The sequence below is a fragment of the Prochlorococcus marinus str. MIT 9201 genome (assembly GCF_000759955.1).
In the GTDB taxonomy this organism is placed as follows: Bacteria; Cyanobacteriota; Cyanobacteriia; order PCC-6307; family Cyanobiaceae; genus Prochlorococcus_A; species Prochlorococcus_A marinus_G.
The window spans coordinates 49,627-63,979 of sequence record NZ_JNAL01000010.1 but is presented as its reverse complement, the minus strand read 5'-3'; the positions used below and the strand labels follow the sequence as shown (position 1 = coordinate 63,979).

At 34.3% G+C, this 14,353-nt stretch carries 24 protein-coding genes and 1 tRNA gene; 5 read left to right on the top strand and 20 right to left on the bottom strand.

The window, feature by feature from the left end; all coding sequences use genetic code 11:
* Nucleotides 1–2: 2 nt before the first annotated feature.
* The 18 genes from rplO to rplC all read right to left on the bottom strand — a co-directional run bounded on the left by rplO (nt 3) and on the right by rplC (nt 8,651).
* Nucleotides 3–461: a 50S ribosomal protein L15 gene (rplO, locus tag EU95_RS05145; RefSeq protein ID WP_032521999.1), complete on the bottom strand. Its 459-nt coding sequence runs from the start codon at nt 459–461 to the stop codon at nt 3–5.
* A 5-nt stretch (nt 462–466) separates the two neighbouring features.
* Nucleotides 467–1,087 carry a 30S ribosomal protein S5 gene (gene rpsE, locus EU95_RS05150; protein WP_032521998.1) on the bottom strand — a complete coding sequence of 207 codons (621 nt, stop codon included), beginning with the start codon at nt 1,085–1,087 and terminating at the stop codon, nt 467–469.
* A gap of 15 nt (nt 1,088–1,102) precedes the next feature.
* Complete coding sequence (rplR, locus tag EU95_RS05155) at nt 1,103–1,471, bottom strand: 50S ribosomal protein L18 (protein WP_032521996.1); 369 nt, start codon at nt 1,469–1,471, stop codon at nt 1,103–1,105.
* A 14-nt stretch (nt 1,472–1,485) separates the two neighbouring features.
* A complete protein-coding gene (rplF, locus tag EU95_RS05160; protein WP_032521995.1) occupies nt 1,486–2,025 on the bottom strand; it encodes a 50S ribosomal protein L6 in 540 nt (179 codons plus the stop codon).
* A gap of 12 nt (nt 2,026–2,037) precedes the next feature.
* Nucleotides 2,038–2,439, bottom strand: a complete 402-nt coding sequence (gene rpsH / locus EU95_RS05165) for a 30S ribosomal protein S8 (protein ID WP_032521994.1) — start codon at nt 2,437–2,439, stop codon at nt 2,038–2,040.
* A 9-nt stretch (nt 2,440–2,448) separates the two neighbouring features.
* Nucleotides 2,449–2,988, bottom strand: coding sequence for a 50S ribosomal protein L5 (gene rplE, locus EU95_RS05170; RefSeq protein ID WP_002805606.1), 540 nt, complete (start codon nt 2,986–2,988; stop codon nt 2,449–2,451).
* A 74-nt stretch (nt 2,989–3,062) separates the two neighbouring features.
* A complete protein-coding gene (gene rplX, locus EU95_RS05175) occupies nt 3,063–3,419 on the bottom strand; it encodes a 50S ribosomal protein L24 (protein WP_032521993.1) in 357 nt (118 codons plus the stop codon).
* Entirely contained in the window at nt 3,420–3,785 is a 366-nt protein-coding gene (gene rplN / locus EU95_RS05180; RefSeq protein WP_002807235.1) for a 50S ribosomal protein L14, read from the bottom strand. It abuts the gene before it with no gap.
* Nucleotides 3,782–4,048, bottom strand: a complete 267-nt coding sequence (rpsQ, locus tag EU95_RS05185) for a 30S ribosomal protein S17 (RefSeq protein ID WP_032521992.1) — start codon at nt 4,046–4,048, stop codon at nt 3,782–3,784. Before rpsQ ends, rplN begins: the two co-directional genes overlap by 4 nt.
* A 9-nt stretch (nt 4,049–4,057) precedes the next feature.
* Nucleotides 4,058–4,276: a 50S ribosomal protein L29 gene (gene rpmC / locus EU95_RS05190; protein ID WP_032521991.1), complete on the bottom strand. Its 219-nt coding sequence runs from the start codon at nt 4,274–4,276 to the stop codon at nt 4,058–4,060.
* The gene (gene rplP / locus EU95_RS05195; RefSeq protein WP_032521990.1) at nt 4,273–4,752 is read right to left on the bottom strand and encodes a 50S ribosomal protein L16; all 480 of its coding nucleotides are present in this window, start codon (nt 4,750–4,752) and stop codon (nt 4,273–4,275) included. Before rplP ends, rpmC begins: the two co-directional genes overlap by 4 nt.
* Nucleotides 4,753–4,763: 11 nt before the next feature.
* A complete protein-coding gene (rpsC, locus tag EU95_RS05200) occupies nt 4,764–5,495 on the bottom strand; it encodes a 30S ribosomal protein S3 (RefSeq protein ID WP_032521989.1) in 732 nt (243 codons plus the stop codon).
* The gene (gene rplV / locus EU95_RS05205) at nt 5,495–5,881 is read right to left on the bottom strand and encodes a 50S ribosomal protein L22 (RefSeq protein WP_032521988.1); all 387 of its coding nucleotides are present in this window, start codon (nt 5,879–5,881) and stop codon (nt 5,495–5,497) included. Before rplV ends, rpsC begins: the two co-directional genes overlap by 1 nt.
* The gene (gene rpsS, locus EU95_RS05210; protein ID WP_032521987.1) at nt 5,878–6,156 is read right to left on the bottom strand and encodes a 30S ribosomal protein S19; all 279 of its coding nucleotides are present in this window, start codon (nt 6,154–6,156) and stop codon (nt 5,878–5,880) included. The genes rplV and rpsS overlap by 4 nt, the downstream gene beginning before the upstream one ends.
* 37 nt (nt 6,157–6,193) lie before the next feature.
* On the bottom strand, nt 6,194–7,057 hold the full coding sequence (gene rplB / locus EU95_RS05215) for a 50S ribosomal protein L2 (protein ID WP_032521986.1): 864 nt from the start codon (nt 7,055–7,057) through the stop codon (nt 6,194–6,196).
* A gap of 12 nt (nt 7,058–7,069) precedes the next feature.
* Complete coding sequence (locus EU95_RS05220; RefSeq protein ID WP_032521984.1) at nt 7,070–7,372, bottom strand: 50S ribosomal protein L23; 303 nt, start codon at nt 7,370–7,372, stop codon at nt 7,070–7,072.
* The gene (gene rplD, locus EU95_RS05225; RefSeq protein WP_032521983.1) at nt 7,369–8,001 is read right to left on the bottom strand and encodes a 50S ribosomal protein L4; all 633 of its coding nucleotides are present in this window, start codon (nt 7,999–8,001) and stop codon (nt 7,369–7,371) included. Before rplD ends, EU95_RS05220 begins: the two co-directional genes overlap by 4 nt.
* Complete coding sequence (gene rplC / locus EU95_RS05230) at nt 7,998–8,651, bottom strand: 50S ribosomal protein L3 (RefSeq protein ID WP_032521982.1); 654 nt, start codon at nt 8,649–8,651, stop codon at nt 7,998–8,000. Before rplC ends, rplD begins: the two co-directional genes overlap by 4 nt.
* 281 nt (nt 8,652–8,932) lie before the next feature.
* Between rplC and ndhN the strand changes: the two genes are divergently transcribed.
* The 5 genes from ndhN to recA all read left to right on the top strand — a co-directional run bounded on the left by ndhN (nt 8,933) and on the right by recA (nt 12,593).
* Nucleotides 8,933–9,409 carry an NAD(P)H-quinone oxidoreductase subunit N gene (ndhN, locus tag EU95_RS05235; RefSeq protein WP_032521980.1) on the top strand — a complete coding sequence of 159 codons (477 nt, stop codon included), beginning with the start codon at nt 8,933–8,935 and terminating at the stop codon, nt 9,407–9,409.
* A 5-nt stretch (nt 9,410–9,414) separates the two neighbouring features.
* Nucleotides 9,415–10,422 (top strand): LdpA C-terminal domain-containing domain, encoded by a 1,008-nt coding sequence (locus tag EU95_RS05240; protein WP_032521979.1) that lies wholly within the window; start codon nt 9,415–9,417, stop codon nt 10,420–10,422.
* 96 nt (nt 10,423–10,518) lie between these two features.
* A tRNA-Gln gene (locus EU95_RS05245) sits at nt 10,519–10,590 on the top strand.
* Between the two features lie 16 nt (nt 10,591–10,606).
* Complete coding sequence (locus EU95_RS05250; RefSeq protein WP_032522121.1) at nt 10,607–11,383, top strand: HAD family hydrolase; 777 nt, start codon at nt 10,607–10,609, stop codon at nt 11,381–11,383.
* Between the two features lie 112 nt (nt 11,384–11,495).
* Nucleotides 11,496–12,593, top strand: a complete 1,098-nt coding sequence (recA, locus tag EU95_RS05255) for a recombinase RecA (RefSeq protein WP_011819174.1) — start codon at nt 11,496–11,498, stop codon at nt 12,591–12,593.
* Nucleotides 12,594–12,595: 2 nt separating this feature from the next.
* Here the strand turns inward: recA and EU95_RS05260 are convergent, their stop codons facing one another.
* Together EU95_RS05260 and EU95_RS05265 are read right to left on the bottom strand one after the other, a co-directional pair.
* Nucleotides 12,596–12,841: a DUF2839 domain-containing protein gene (locus tag EU95_RS05260; RefSeq protein WP_032521978.1), complete on the bottom strand. Its 246-nt coding sequence runs from the start codon at nt 12,839–12,841 to the stop codon at nt 12,596–12,598.
* A 29-nt stretch (nt 12,842–12,870) separates the two neighbouring features.
* The gene (locus EU95_RS05265; RefSeq protein ID WP_032521977.1) at nt 12,871–14,319 is read right to left on the bottom strand and encodes a DNA helicase; all 1,449 of its coding nucleotides are present in this window, start codon (nt 14,317–14,319) and stop codon (nt 12,871–12,873) included.
* Between the last annotated feature and the right edge of the window lie 34 nt (nt 14,320–14,353).

The following is a 14,353-nucleotide window of genomic DNA, read 5'->3' as shown; positions in this document are numbered from 1 at the left end:
ATTTATTTACTATTTATAAGCTCGCAAGATCCACCAGCATCCTCAATTTTTTGTTTTGCAACTTTTGTGAATGCATGAGCTTGTACTGTTAACTTAACATTAACTTTTCCATTACCAAGAATTTTTAATGGGAATTTTGGCTTAAAGATCAATCCTTTCTTAACTAGTGAGTCCAAGCTAACAGTATCATTATCTTTAAAATCATTTAGTTTATCTAAATTTATTATCGAAAAGTTTTTTTGATTAATAATTTCAAAGTGCTTTAATTTTGGAACTCTCCTATACAAAGGCATTTGTCCACCTTCAAAACCTGGACGTGTAGGTCTTCCAGAACGCGACTTTTGCCCTCTCATGCCAAAACCACATGAAGCACCCTGCCCTGCAGAAATACCTCTACCCTTTCTTAATTTTTTCTTTCTAGAGCCTGAGTTTGATTTAAGTGTATTTAATGTTGAAGTCATAATTTTCAAGAATAAAGCTGTTCAAGTGAGATGCCTCTCTCCCTTGAAGCAGATTTGTGGGTTCTTAATTGAGAAAGAGCTACCATAGCAGCTCTTGCATTATTCAAGGGTGTTTTACTACCCAATCTTTTTGCTAAGACATTTTTTATACCCGCTAACTCTAAAACTGTTCTTATTGAACCACCAGCAATTACGCCTGTACCTGGGGCAGCTGGTCTAATTAGGACATTTGCCGCACCATCTCGACCTTTAGATAAAGTTGGTATTGAGTTATTTGGAGTTAAGGGAACCCTAACAAGATTCTTTTTACCATCTGAAACTCCCTTTCTTACAGCACCAATCACATCTCCAGCTTTTCCAACACCAACTCCAACTTGACCTTTCTCATTACCTACTACAACAATTGCTCTAAAACTCATTTTTTTTCCACCCTTAACAGTTTTAGAAACTCGTCGAATTTGAACAACTCTCTCTTGCCAATCAGAATCTCTCTCTTGATTTTTCGAATCACCTCTTCTATTTCTTTTTCGATCATTACGATTATTCTTTTTTTGTTCCACGGGCATAGTTCCAGGAACGTTATCGTTCTTAGATTTAATTTCTTGTTTTGTTGGGGTGTCAGTCATAGTAAAAATAAAAAGTTAGAATTCTAGGCCAGCTTCACGAGCAGCGTCAGCAAGCGCCTTAACTCTACCGTGATATAAATTACCTCCACGGTCAAAAATTACTTGCTTAATACCTTTTTTTATCGCTCTCTTTGCTAATAATTTTCCAACAATAGTAGAAGAATTACAATCAGAAGGTAATTTTTCAGATTTTTCTCTTAGTTCTTTATCAACAGTTGAAGCTGAGCAAATAGTTTTTTGAGCGCTATCATCTATAACCTGGGCATAAATATGGTTATTAGAGCGAAAAACAGACAATCTTGGACGAGTTGTATCGCCAATTAAGAATCTCCTTAATCTTCTATGTCTTTTTTGGGTTTGTAATTTCCTGGAAAGTTTGGTCATTTTTTTAATTGGAATTATTTTTTGCCAGATTTACCAGCTTTTCTGAGAATTCTCTCATCATGGTATTTAATTCCTTTACCTTTGTATGGTTCTGGAGGTCTAATTGATCTGATTTTTGCTGCTTCATTGCCAACAATTTCCTTATCAATTCCAGATACGGTAACGTTTGTATTACTCTCAACTTTGTATGTTATACCATCAGGGGGGATCATTTCTACAGGATGACTATATCCTGCACTAACAACTAGATTTTTACCTTTTACTTGTGCTCTGGAACCAACGCCTACAATTTCCAGTTTTTTTGAAAAACCTTGACTAACCCCTTCAACCATATTTGCAATTAAGGCTCTACATAACCCATGTCTTTGCCTTGAGAATATTTTAGTAGTAGTAGGAATTACGACAACGGAATTATCTTTTTTATCAAAACTAACTCCCTCCGGCATCTGACGCTTTAACTCACCCTTAGGGCCTTTAACTGTAACTGTTAATCCATCAAAATCAACCGTTACCTTATCTGGGATCAGTACTGGTGTTTTTCCAATTCGTGACATGATTAATCCTCCTTAATAAACATAGCAAAGAACTTCACCACCAATACCTTGCTTCCTGGCATCACGATCACTCATGACACCTTTAGAGGTAGATATGATAGCAACTCCAAGGCCTCCAAGAACTTTTGGTAAAGCTCTAGTGTTTTTATAAATTCTCAACCCAGGTTTACTAACTCTTTGCATGGATCGAATAGTAGGGAATTTATTCTTACCACTATATTTCAGACCAAGTATTATTTGTGATTTATAGCCTTCACCTTCCTCGTTAATGTCAGAAATGAAACCCTCTTTTTGAAGTACTTTTGCAATACTTAAGGACATTTTTGAACCTGGGATTGTTGTGGTTGTATGCTTTTTCTGACTCGCATTTCTAATTCGAGTAAGCATATCTGAAATAGGATCGTGATTTGACATAGTTTTAATTTAATTCTTACTAAAAGGCATACCTAGCTCTTGCAATAGAGCTTTACCTTCTTGATCTGATCTCGCACTAGTGACAATAGTTATATCCATACCTCTTATTGAATCTATCTTATCAAAAGAGATTTCAGGAAAAATTAATTGCTCTTTCACTCCAACGGTGTAATTACCTCTCCCATCAAAACTTTTTGGATTAACTCCTCTAAAGTCTCTTATTCTTGGTAAAGCTAGATTTATAAATCTCTCTAAAAAAGAATACATCCTGTCACCTCTCAAAGTTACAGTACAACCAATTGGCATACCCTCTCGAATTTTAAAACCCGCGATGGCTTTTTTGGCCCTAGTTACTAAGGCCTTTTGTCCTGTTATAGTTGCCATTTCATTTAAAGAAGCCTCTAAAGCTTTTGAATTTGAAGCAGCTTCACCAAGACCTCTATTAACGTTGACTTTGACAACTTTAGGTACTTGATGAATATTTTTAAGACCAAGTTCCTTTAAAAGCTTTGGTCTAATTGATTCTTTGTAGCGATTTTTTAGAGTCATAATTTTTTTTTAATTCTGGTCTTTGTCAGAATTGATAAATTAGAAAAAGTTTAAATCTGGTTTCTGATGAAAAATTAATCAATTACTTCACCAGTTTTTTTAAGTCTTCTTTTCTTAACTCCCTCTTTATCAATAAAGTATTCAATCTTACTTGTAAGATTTTTTTCCTTTGAGAAGAACATTACATTTGATGCATGTAAAGATGCTTCTTCAGTAAGTATTCTTCCAGTTTCACCTTCCTGAGTTGGTTTTACATGTTTTGTTCTAAGGTTGATTCCTTTAACAACAACTCTATTTTCAAGAGGGATAGTTTTTAACACCTCTCCTGTTTTACCTTTTTCCTTTCCGTTAATTACCTTAACTAAATCTCCAGTTTTGATTCTCATTTTTATTCTTTGCAAATTCTTCTTTTGTTTTAATGAATCCAACATTTAAATCACCTCCGGAGCGAGAGAAACAATTTTAGTGTAATTTTTATCCCGCAATTCTCTGGCTACAGGACCAAAAACTCTAGTACCCTTAGGATTCTTATCCTCATTGATCAAAACGGCAGCATTATCATCAAATCTGATTGAATTACCAGTATTTCTTCTTAATGTTGCTTTTGTTCTAACAATGACGGCTTTCACAACCTCAGATTTCTTAACTCCCATATTTGGAAGAGCATCTTTAACAGTTGCTACAATTACATCTCCAACATGTGCGTATCTTCTATTAGAACCCAAGACCCTAATACATTGGAGTCTTTTCGCTCCGCTATTATCAGCAACTGTTAAATAAGTTTCTTGTTGAATCATTTTTTAACCTCCTTAGCCTGACTTTTTTTATTAAGAATCTCTTCTATTGCCCATCTCTTATGAGAGCTAAGCGGTCTAGTTTCTCTAATTTTAACTCGATCACCCAAAACACATGTATTTTCGGGGTCATGAGCCTTGTATCGTGAAGTTCTACTTACAATTTTTTTATAAGTAGGATGTGGATATCTGTTAATAACGGCAACAACAACCGTTTTATCCATTTTGTCGCTAACAACAGTACCAATTCTTTCTTTAAGTGCCATAACTAATAATTAATCAGAAGTAGTTTTAGAAGCAGATTGACTCTTACTGAGAGTTAGTAATTGAGCAACTTGTTTCTTAATAATTTTAAATTTATGAGTTTCATTGAGCTGTCTCGTAGCTTGCTTGAATCTCAAATCAAAAAGATCTTTTCGTAATTGGTCAATCTTTTCAGTAATTTGATCAGAATTTAATTTTTTAAATTCTTTAAGAGACTCTGAGTTTTTCATTGTTTAACCTCCTCTTGAGATTTTTTAATATTTAAATTTTCTTTGGAGGAATTCTCTACATTTTTATCAATGGAGATGAATTTAGTTTTTACAGGAAGTTTGTATTGAGCCAAACGCATAGCTTCCTTAGCAGTTTCCTCAGTAATATCCTCACCACCCATTTCAAAAAGTATTCTTCCGGGTTTTACAACTGCGACCCAAAACTCTGGATTACCTTTACCAGAACCCATTCTAGTTTCAGCAGGTCTCATAGTTACAGGTTTATCAGGAAATATTCTTATCCAGATTTGACCGCCACGCTTGATATATCTTGTCATAGCTCTTCTACTGGCTTCAATCTGACGTGCAGTTACCCATCCACAGTCTTGAGCTTGGAGAGCAAATTGACCGAATGCAATAGTATTTCCTTTAGAGGCTACCCCCCTCATTCTGCCTCTATGTTGTTTACGGAATTTAGTACGTTTTGGACTAAGCATTTTTATACCTCCTATGAATTCTCATTTGAACGATCCTCAAATTGTTGAGGTCTTCTATTAGCTTTCCTTTTAGGGCTCGCACCCACAGGGATATTTTGTTCCTCTTTAGGTAGGACTTCACCTTTGAAAACCCAAACTTTAATGCCTAAAACACCGTAAGTTGTATTAGCTTCACGTGTTGCATAATCAATTTCGGCTCTCAAAGTATGTAAAGGAACTCTACCTTCTCTAGTCCATTCAGTTCTGGCAATTTCAGCGCCATTTAACCTTCCGCCTACTTGTATTTTGAGGCCTAAGACTCCAGCTCTTTGGGCCCTTTGCAAGGCCATCCTTATAGTCCTTCTAAAGGCAACTCTTTTTTCAAGTTGTTGTGCAATATATTCAGCCAGTAAAAAAGCATCAGCATCAACGCGTTCAACTTCAACTACATTTATTCTTACTTGTCTTGTTCTATCCCCTATGGTTTTTTGAATTCCAGATCTTAATTCTTCAATACCACTTCCTTGTCTTCCTACAATCACACCTGGTCTTGCTGTTTTTAATTCAAGTTCAAGTTGATCAGCTTTTCTTGCAATTAATACATCGCTAATTCCTGCTGCTCCATATTTTTTCTGAATGAAAGAACGAATTTTAAAATCTTCTTGGAGAAGAATTGGATATGTCTTAGAAGTGGCGAACCATTTGGAGCGATGCTCTTGGGTAATTCCTAATCTTAGTCCAGATGGATGTATTTTATGTCCCATTAATTTTGTACCTCCGCATTAGTTTCAGTAGTAACAGATTCAACAGAAATACTAATATGGCAAGTCTGTTTTTTGATAGAAAAAGCCCTACCTTGAGCTCTAGGTCTATACCTTTTCATTACTGGACCACTATTAGCCCATGCAGAGGAAATAACTAAGGTAGATGGATCCATTCCAAGATTATGCTCTGCATTAGCAACTGCAGATCTCAGAACTTTAGTAATTGGATCAGTAGATCTGTAAGGCATAAATTCCAACATGATCAATGCGTCTCTGTAAGACCGACCCCTAATTTGATCCAAAACTCTTCTGACTTTAGAAGCTGATCCTCGAACATAGTTTCCATGCGCGATTGCTGTTTTTGTTGTTTCAGGTGTTTTTGTCATGATTTTGCTCCTTTCTTATCTCTTATGTGACCACGGTAAGTGCGTGTAGGAGCAAATTCCCCTAGTTTATGGCCAATCATTTGTTCAGTTATAAATACAGGAATATGGGTCTTGCCATTATGCACTGCGATTGTGTGGCCAATCATTACAGGTAGAATCGTAGAGGCTCTAGACCAAGTTTTAATAACAGACTTGTCATTATTAGTATTTTGTTTTTCTACCTTTTTGAGCAAGCTATCAGCTATAAAAGGTCCTTTTTTAAGTGAACGTCCCATGTTTATAAAATAGAAATGAAATTAAAAATTGAAGTAATCAAGAGTCTCTTCCTCCTCTACTCCTCTTAGAAACGCGACGACGCCTTCGAACTACTAATTTATTACTTGGTTTGTTCTTTTTACGCGTCTTTAACCCAAGAGCTGGTTTACCCCATGGAGTAACAGGCCCGGCTCTACCAATTGGTGCTTTTCCCTCTCCTCCTCCATGTGGATGATCACATGGGTTCATTACACTTCCTCTGACTTGAGGCCTTCTTCCGAGCCACCTTCTTCTTCCTGCTTTTCCTAAGCTAGTATTTCTTATTTCTGAATTACCTACTTCTCCAAGAGTTGCGTAACATTCTTTTCTAACAAGCCTTACCTCAGTAGACGGGAGTTTTAAAGCAACATAATCTCCCTCTTTTGCCATAACTTGAGCACTCGCCCCTGCAGATCTAACCATCTGAGCACCTCTTCCTGCATATAACTCTACACAATGAACACTAGAGCCTAATGGCATAACAGAGAGTGGCATTGAATTTCCATCTTCAATTGGAACATTTTCTCCAGATATGACATTTTGGCCGACTTTTACTCCAGCTGGGGCAATAATGTATCTTTTCTCTCCATCTTCGTAGAATAAGAGTGCCAATCTTGCATTTCTATGAGGATCGTAGTGTATAGCTGCAACTTTAGCATTAATATTTCTTTTATCTCTTCTGAAATCAACTAATCTATATTGCCTTTTGTGACCACCTCCACGATGACGACAAGTAATAACTCCACGATTATTCCTGCCTTTCACTCTATGTTTTGAAACTATTAGTGATCTTTCAGGTTTTGCACTTGTTATTTCACTAAAATCAGTAACTACTCTCTGCCTAGTGCCAGGTGTATAAGGTTTAAATTTACGAATTGCCATGATTAAAACTCCTTAAGATTCTGGAAATAGTTGGATTTTGTCTCCTTCAGCAAGACGAACAATTGCCTTTTTGACCTGAGAACGTTTACCGGAAAATTTCCCGACTCGTCTTGATCTCCTAGGAGGATTCATAGTATTAACTCCTATGACTTTAACACCGAATAAGGCTTCAATAGCTGCCTTTATTTGTGGTTTTGCCGCTCTATGATCTACTTCAAAAGTATATTGATTAAAATCTAGTGCATTTGTAGCTTTCTCAGTAATAACTGGCTTTCGTATTACATCGGCTAAACGAGAATCGAATAATTTAATCATGATGCATAAACCTCCTGAATTTTATTTATCGCAGATTGACCTATTACCAATTTATTGGCATTAAGAATATCAAAAACATTTAATTGATCGGCAGCGATTAACTTTACTTTTTCAATATTATTAATTGATTTTTTTATAACATCGGGCGGACTATCAAGAATAACCAAAACTTTTTCAGTTTTTTGTATACCTAATCGAGCAAGGCCATTAATAATTTCACTTGTTTTAGGCTGCTTAAGAGTAGATCCAAAATCTTCAACAGCCTTCATATCAGATACTCTGGACATAAGTGCTGTTCTAAGAGCTAATCTACGTTCCTTACGATTCATATCAAGATTATAAGAACGTGGCTTCGGTCCAAAAATAATTCCACCGCCAGGTCTTAAGGGTGTCCTTATTGATCCTTGACGGGCTCTTCCTGTACCTTTCTGTTTGTATGGCTTTCTTCCACCCCCACGCACTTCAGATCTTGTCAAAGTTGATGCTGTCCCTTGCCTTTTGTTTGCAAGCTGCCTAAGTACTGCTCTATGGATTAAGTCTGACGAAGAAGTTTCTTTAGCAACTGCTAAATCAAGTGTAACTTTGCCGGATTTTTTACCATCCCACTTAAGAGTTTCGAGTGTTGTCATGATTTTTCACCTCCTTTTTTGCCTACAGCATTGTTTGGCTTAATATTGACAATTGAACCTGGCTTCCCTGGGACTGAACCCTTAACTACAAGCAAATTTTTCTGATCATCAATTTTTAGAACTAACAACCCTTTAGTAGTAATCTGTTTTCCGCCGTATCTTCCTGCCATTCTTTTTCCAGGATAAATTCTACCTGGAGTTGTTCCTGCTCCTGTAGATCCAGGTGCTCTATGATTTTTTGAACCATGACTCATAGGACCTCTGCTAAAACCATGTCTTTTCTGGTAACCAGCAAAACCTCTTCCCATAGATTTTCCACTAATATCAACTTTTTGACCAACCTCAAAGTTTTTTACAGTTATTTGATTTCCGATTTCATAAGATGAAGTTTCTTCAACCCTATATTCTTTCAAATGCTTTAAAAGTTCTTTGCCTGATTTCAACAAATGTCCCTTTTCAGGTTTACTTATATGCTTCTCTTTAGACAAGCCATAACCTATCTGAACAGCAGTGTAACCATCCAAAGCGCTTGTTTTCAATTGAGTAACACGGCAAGGTCCTGCCTCGATAAGAGTAACTGGTACTGAATTACCATTGCCGTCGAAAAGTTGGGACATCCCCAATTTCTTTCCTAAAATTCCTATAGACATAAGACTAAATTGGGCTAGCTCGCAATAATTTTTCAATTAACTATACCCTTCAGTTATTAAGGTAAAGTTAATAAAAAAACAATTTAATAAGGTTGAGACTTATCTGAAAATACAGATAGTTTCTCTTGGGATAAACCCACCTAAATTTTTTAGCGTTTCGCTAAAAATTGTGAAATTTTGCAGAGGCTCGGCTAGCTTGCGAGCTTAAAAATTCACTGAGTTACAATTGTACATCATCAAGTACCATAAAATAAAATAAAATAGAAATAAAGGAAATTTCCATGCCATTACTTCTCACAGGGAAAAAGTTTCATAACGATTTAAAAACTAACAAATGTCTTGCAATGTTTGCTCCTCTTGAAGGTGGATATGAAACTCGTCTCCTAAGGAGAATGAGGGCCAAGGGCTTTAAAACTTTTATAACCTCAGCAAGAGGGCTAGGAGATCCGGAAGTCTTTTTGCTCAAATTGCATGGCATTAGGCCACCTCACCTTGGTCATCAAAGCGTGGGAAGAAATGGAGCGCTCGGGGAAGTTCAACAAGTAATCCCACAAGCTTCTGAGTTATTTAATGAATATGATAAAAATAAATTACTTTGGTTATTAGAAGGTCAAGTATTGTCTCAATCCGAACTAGAGAGCCTAATAGAAATTTGCACTAATGATAATAAACTAACAATGGTTGTTGAAATGGGGGGTTCAAGAAAACTTGAATGGAAGCCATTAAGTAATTATATTTTGGATGAATTTGAAAGTTAAATTGTTTGATTAAAACCAAGAATAAAAAAGATAAATGGATTAAGTTAATTTGTGGCGCCAGTAATGAAGATATTCTTGCCATAGAAGATTTATGTGCAATTTATACTGCTGCAGGCGTAGATTACATAGATGTTGCCGCAGAAGAATCCATAGTTCATGCTGCAAAAAAAGGAATCGAGTGGGCCAAAAATGTCTTTAAAAACTCTCCTGGATTAATGATAAGTATTAGTGATGGTAATGATATCCACTTTCGTAAAGCAAAATTTGATCCATTAAAATGTCCCCCCAATTGTCCAAGACCATGCGAAAAAGTGTGCCCCACCTTTGCAATTGATAGTTCTGGAATCAAAAAGAGTAAATGTTATGGATGTGGAAGATGTTTAAATAGCTGCCCCCTAAATCTAATTAGTGAATATGAATATAACTTGTCAAAAGATGACTTAGCATTAACACTTCAAAAAATAAAGCCTAATGCAGTAGAAATTCATACAGAAATCAATCGCATAGATTCTTTTACAAAAGTTGTAAGTATCCTTAAAAGTTCAAGAATGAGATTAGACAAGATATCTATTAGTTGTGGATTAAGTCATTCTTTAAAAAAAGCACAAGAGCCCGAAGATCTTTTGAAAGCTCTTTGGGAAAGATATGAAATTCTGAATGAACTAAATATTCCCCTTATTTGGCAGCTAGATGGAAGGCCAATGTCTGGAGATCTTGCTCCTACAACAAGTAAAGATGCTGTTAAGTTGTTTGAAAAAATCGGATCAGATCTTCCTCCAGGATTAATTCAATTGGCAGGAGGAACAAATGATAAAACTCATGAATTTTTGAATTCTAACAATCTTCCAGACGGAATAGCATTTGGAAGTGCTGCAAGAAAAATTATGCAGCCATTTATTGAATTTGCTCATAAAAATAACAAAAAACTCTATGAGGATCCTGAAAAAATGGCTTTAGCAATCAAGAAAGCTCAAAAATTTCTAGAGCCATGGAAATCGAGCTCATTCAAATAATCTTTTTATTTTCAAAAACTGCGTAGTATTTATAAAAAAAATTTGTATTTTTTTTGATAGAAAAAAATCTTTTCATGTATTAAAATAAAAATTCAATGGGCCGTCGCCAAGTGGTAAGGCATCGGGTTTTGGTCTCGACATTCCTAGGTTCGAATCCTAGCGGCCCAGTACTAATATTCAATTGGTGTCTTCTCAAAAAATATTTCTATTTGATTTCGATGGAGTTATAGTTGATGGAATGCAAGAATATTGGCGTAGTTCCTTGCTGGCCTGTGAAAAATATTTAAATTCACCCTACATCTCTATTGATCAAAAACTTTTTAAAAGAGTACCAAATTCTTTCAAAGAAATTAGGCCTTGGGTTAAATATGGTTGGGAAATGATTCTAATTGTTCACGAAATTATAAAAATAGAAAATCCATTAAAAAATGAAAATAAAGATGATTTCATCAATAATTATTATCAAAATTGCCAAAGGATATTAAATGAAAATTCATGGACTGCCGAAGATTTACAAAAAATATTAGATAAGTCTCGCAAGTACCAAATTGATAAAGATTTTAAATCGTGGGTAAATTTATATAATCCTTTTTTTGAAATTGTAAATTTTATGAAAGAATTACGGAAGAGAGGAATAAAAACTGGAGTCATAACAACTAAAGGTAAAATATTTGCAGAAAAAATTCTTAAACAATTAAATATTTTTCCAGAATTGATTTTTGGTTATGAATCCGGAACAAAAATTAAAATAGCAGAAAAGCTTACACAAAATTATGAAATTTTAGGTTTTATAGAAGATAGGAAGAAAACCCTAATCGATATTAAACAAAATTCAGAAACTTCTCATATTCCATGCTTCCTAGCTGATTGGGGTTATTTGAAAGAATCAGATAGATGTACTTTAAGTAATGAAATCAAATTATTAAAATTAGGCAACCTCGAGGAGTTAGTTGCAATTTAAAGATAATCAGCTAGAGTACAAGTGTACTATAATTTGTATTTATGAAGTTTGGTTTAAATAAAAATTTCCAAATTTAGAATAATTACAAGAACTTTAACCGATAAATCAAACAATGAGCCTTGAAGAAAAGAAAAAAACCGAATCAAAAGAAAAAGACAAGGCATTAAGTCTTGTCTTAGGTCAAATAGAAAGAAATTTTGGACGAGGATCAATAATGAGACTTGGTGACGCCTCAAGAATGAAAGTAGAAACAATATCTACTGGAGCTCTCACCTTAGATTTAGCATTAGGAGGAGGCTATCCAAAAGGAAGAGTAGTAGAAGTTTACGGACCAGAAAGTTCAGGAAAAACCACATTAACGCTTCACGCGATCGCGGAAGTCCAAAAGAATGGAGGAGTAGCTGCATTTGTAGATGCTGAACATGCACTCGATCCAGTTTATGCAGCCTCCTTAGGAGTTGATGTTGAAAATTTGTTAGTTTCACAACCAGATACTGGAGAAATGGCTCTAGAAATAGTTGACCAACTTATAAGATCGAGTGCAGTAGATCTTGTAGTTGTTGACTCGGTCGCAGCACTAACCCCAAGGGCTGAGATAGAAGGAGAGATGGGAGATCACGTAATTGGAAGCCAAGCAAGGCTAATGAGCCAAGCAATGAGGAAAATAACAGGAAATATCGGCAAATCTGGATGTACAGTAATATTCCTGAATCAATTACGCCTAAAAATTGGCGTTACATACGGCAATCCAGAAACAACCACAGGAGGTAATGCATTAAAATTTTACGCCTCAGTGAGACTTGATATCAGAAGAATTCAAACTCTTAAAAGAGGTACTGAAGAATATGGCATAAGAGCAAAAGTGAAAGTAGCAAAAAACAAAGTTGCACCACCATTTAGAATTGCAGAGTTTGATATTCTCTTTGGAAAAGGTATTAGTACAACAGGATGTTTATTAGATTTAGCAGAAGAGACTAATATTATAATAAGGAGAGGTGCTTGGTATAGTTATGAAGGCGAAAATATTGGACAAGGAAGAGATAATACAATAATTTGGCTTGATCAAAACCTAGAAATCAGGAATAAAGTAGAATCCATGGTTAAAGAGAAATTAACAGAAGGAACTGAAGTCAGTTCTAATTCAATGAAAGCATTAAATAGCAATCCTGCTAATACAATCGCAGTTAATGATATAAAAACCGTAGCTTAGATTTATAAAGAATCAGCTAAAGTCCACCACCCAGCAGCCGGGCCTATAAATCTCACTACAATCCATAAAATTACTAACCCTCCGATACCAAACCAACTGGCCTTAATACTCAATTTAATTAGTTTATCTCTTTGATTGATTGTAAAGGGAAACCAATCAAACAATCTTGCAGAATCATCAATTTTAGTTTTAGTATTATTTTTTTTTGGAGGTAACCCAAGTGTTTTACGTCTTTTTGCTTCTCCCATATTTCTTTAGTTATTTAAAAAATCATAACCTAGTCAAAAGGTAGCATATAGTTAATTTGTTTTGATGGTTGAATGTTTTGCAAAAGTAATCTTCCCCAGTTTCTTTTATTTGCTCTTCCATCTAAGATTATTAACTTACCTGAATTTCTTCTTAAAGGAGAAATAGATCTTTCAAGTTTTATTCTAGCTTGAGGAAGAAAGAAGTCTCTAAACCAATCTTGAGAAAGCTTCTTTTTATGAGAGACTGTAATTGCATTAATAGGTTCTGACATATTGGGAATCGGCAGTAAAGGAATTATAATTTGTTCTGGAATTTGAATTAAATAAGAATTCATAATCCACCAGTCAAAACTAGAGCAAAGAATTTCATTTTTACCAGAGGGAATTGTCTCAAGCAATACCCTCTTCCCGTACTTAGAAGCTAAGTCTGTAGCAAGATAATTTTTTAAATCAATATCATCAGACAGAATTAAAGTTAAACCCTTTCTAAAAAGTATTAACTTTTTGCATTTATCCAAGATTGAATTAGTAAAAAGAGGATTATTAGGAAGAAACTGTTTAGGGGGTATATATAATGAAATCTTTTTCTCTTCAAAATTACTTTTAAAATTAATAACCAAGTCAATATCTAAACTATGCTTTTTAAAATACATTTGGAAAAAATTATCTTTTCTCAATGCTGATAAAAAAACAAATTTATTATTTGAAAAAAATTCCTTAATTTGAGAAAGTTCATCTATTGGCTGCAAATACAAATTCCAATCTAAATTTGTATCGTTTAACTTTACCCAGCATGCCCAACCTTGAGATAATGCTCTGTTAACGCTTAAAAATTTATCAGAAAAAAAAGAATTTTCATGAAAAAAATATGACAAAAAACTAATTTCTTTTTCATCTAAATTGATATAACTATTTCCTAAGACCTTTCTCATAAAAAACTTTTTCTTCAAAGAATCATATACTTTTATAAATTTTTGATTAATTAATCCAAATTCTTTAAAATTTTTTGTCCAATCCTTTTTCAGTAAAGAAATTCTAAAGTGATTTTTCAAATCCTGTTTTATATTCTCGATGCCAGAATAAACTATTCGATGATTTCTAAGATTAGGAGAATTGGGTTCGTTAAGTAAATTTTGTATTGTTATCAAGCGAACATGATGATTTTCAAAAATAAGCTGATCATTTTTCAAAATAAAATTGAACCCTAGATTTTTTAATGAATCAATCTGAAATTGTCTTATAAATTGAATTTTTTCTTTAGATAAAATAAAAGTTGAATCCTCTTCCTTTAAAAATAAAGAAATCAAAATTGGAGGTAACCAATCATAGCTATAGAAAATTTCTGAATTAATTAGATATGTAGAATCATTTTCAATACATTTGGAAACTATCCTCCCAAAAGAATAAATATGTTCCCAACTAATACTTTGATTTCTCAAAAAATTTTTCAAATATTGATGACTTAAAATTTCAAGCATTTATAATTAATTTAATTTCAAATACATATAAAAT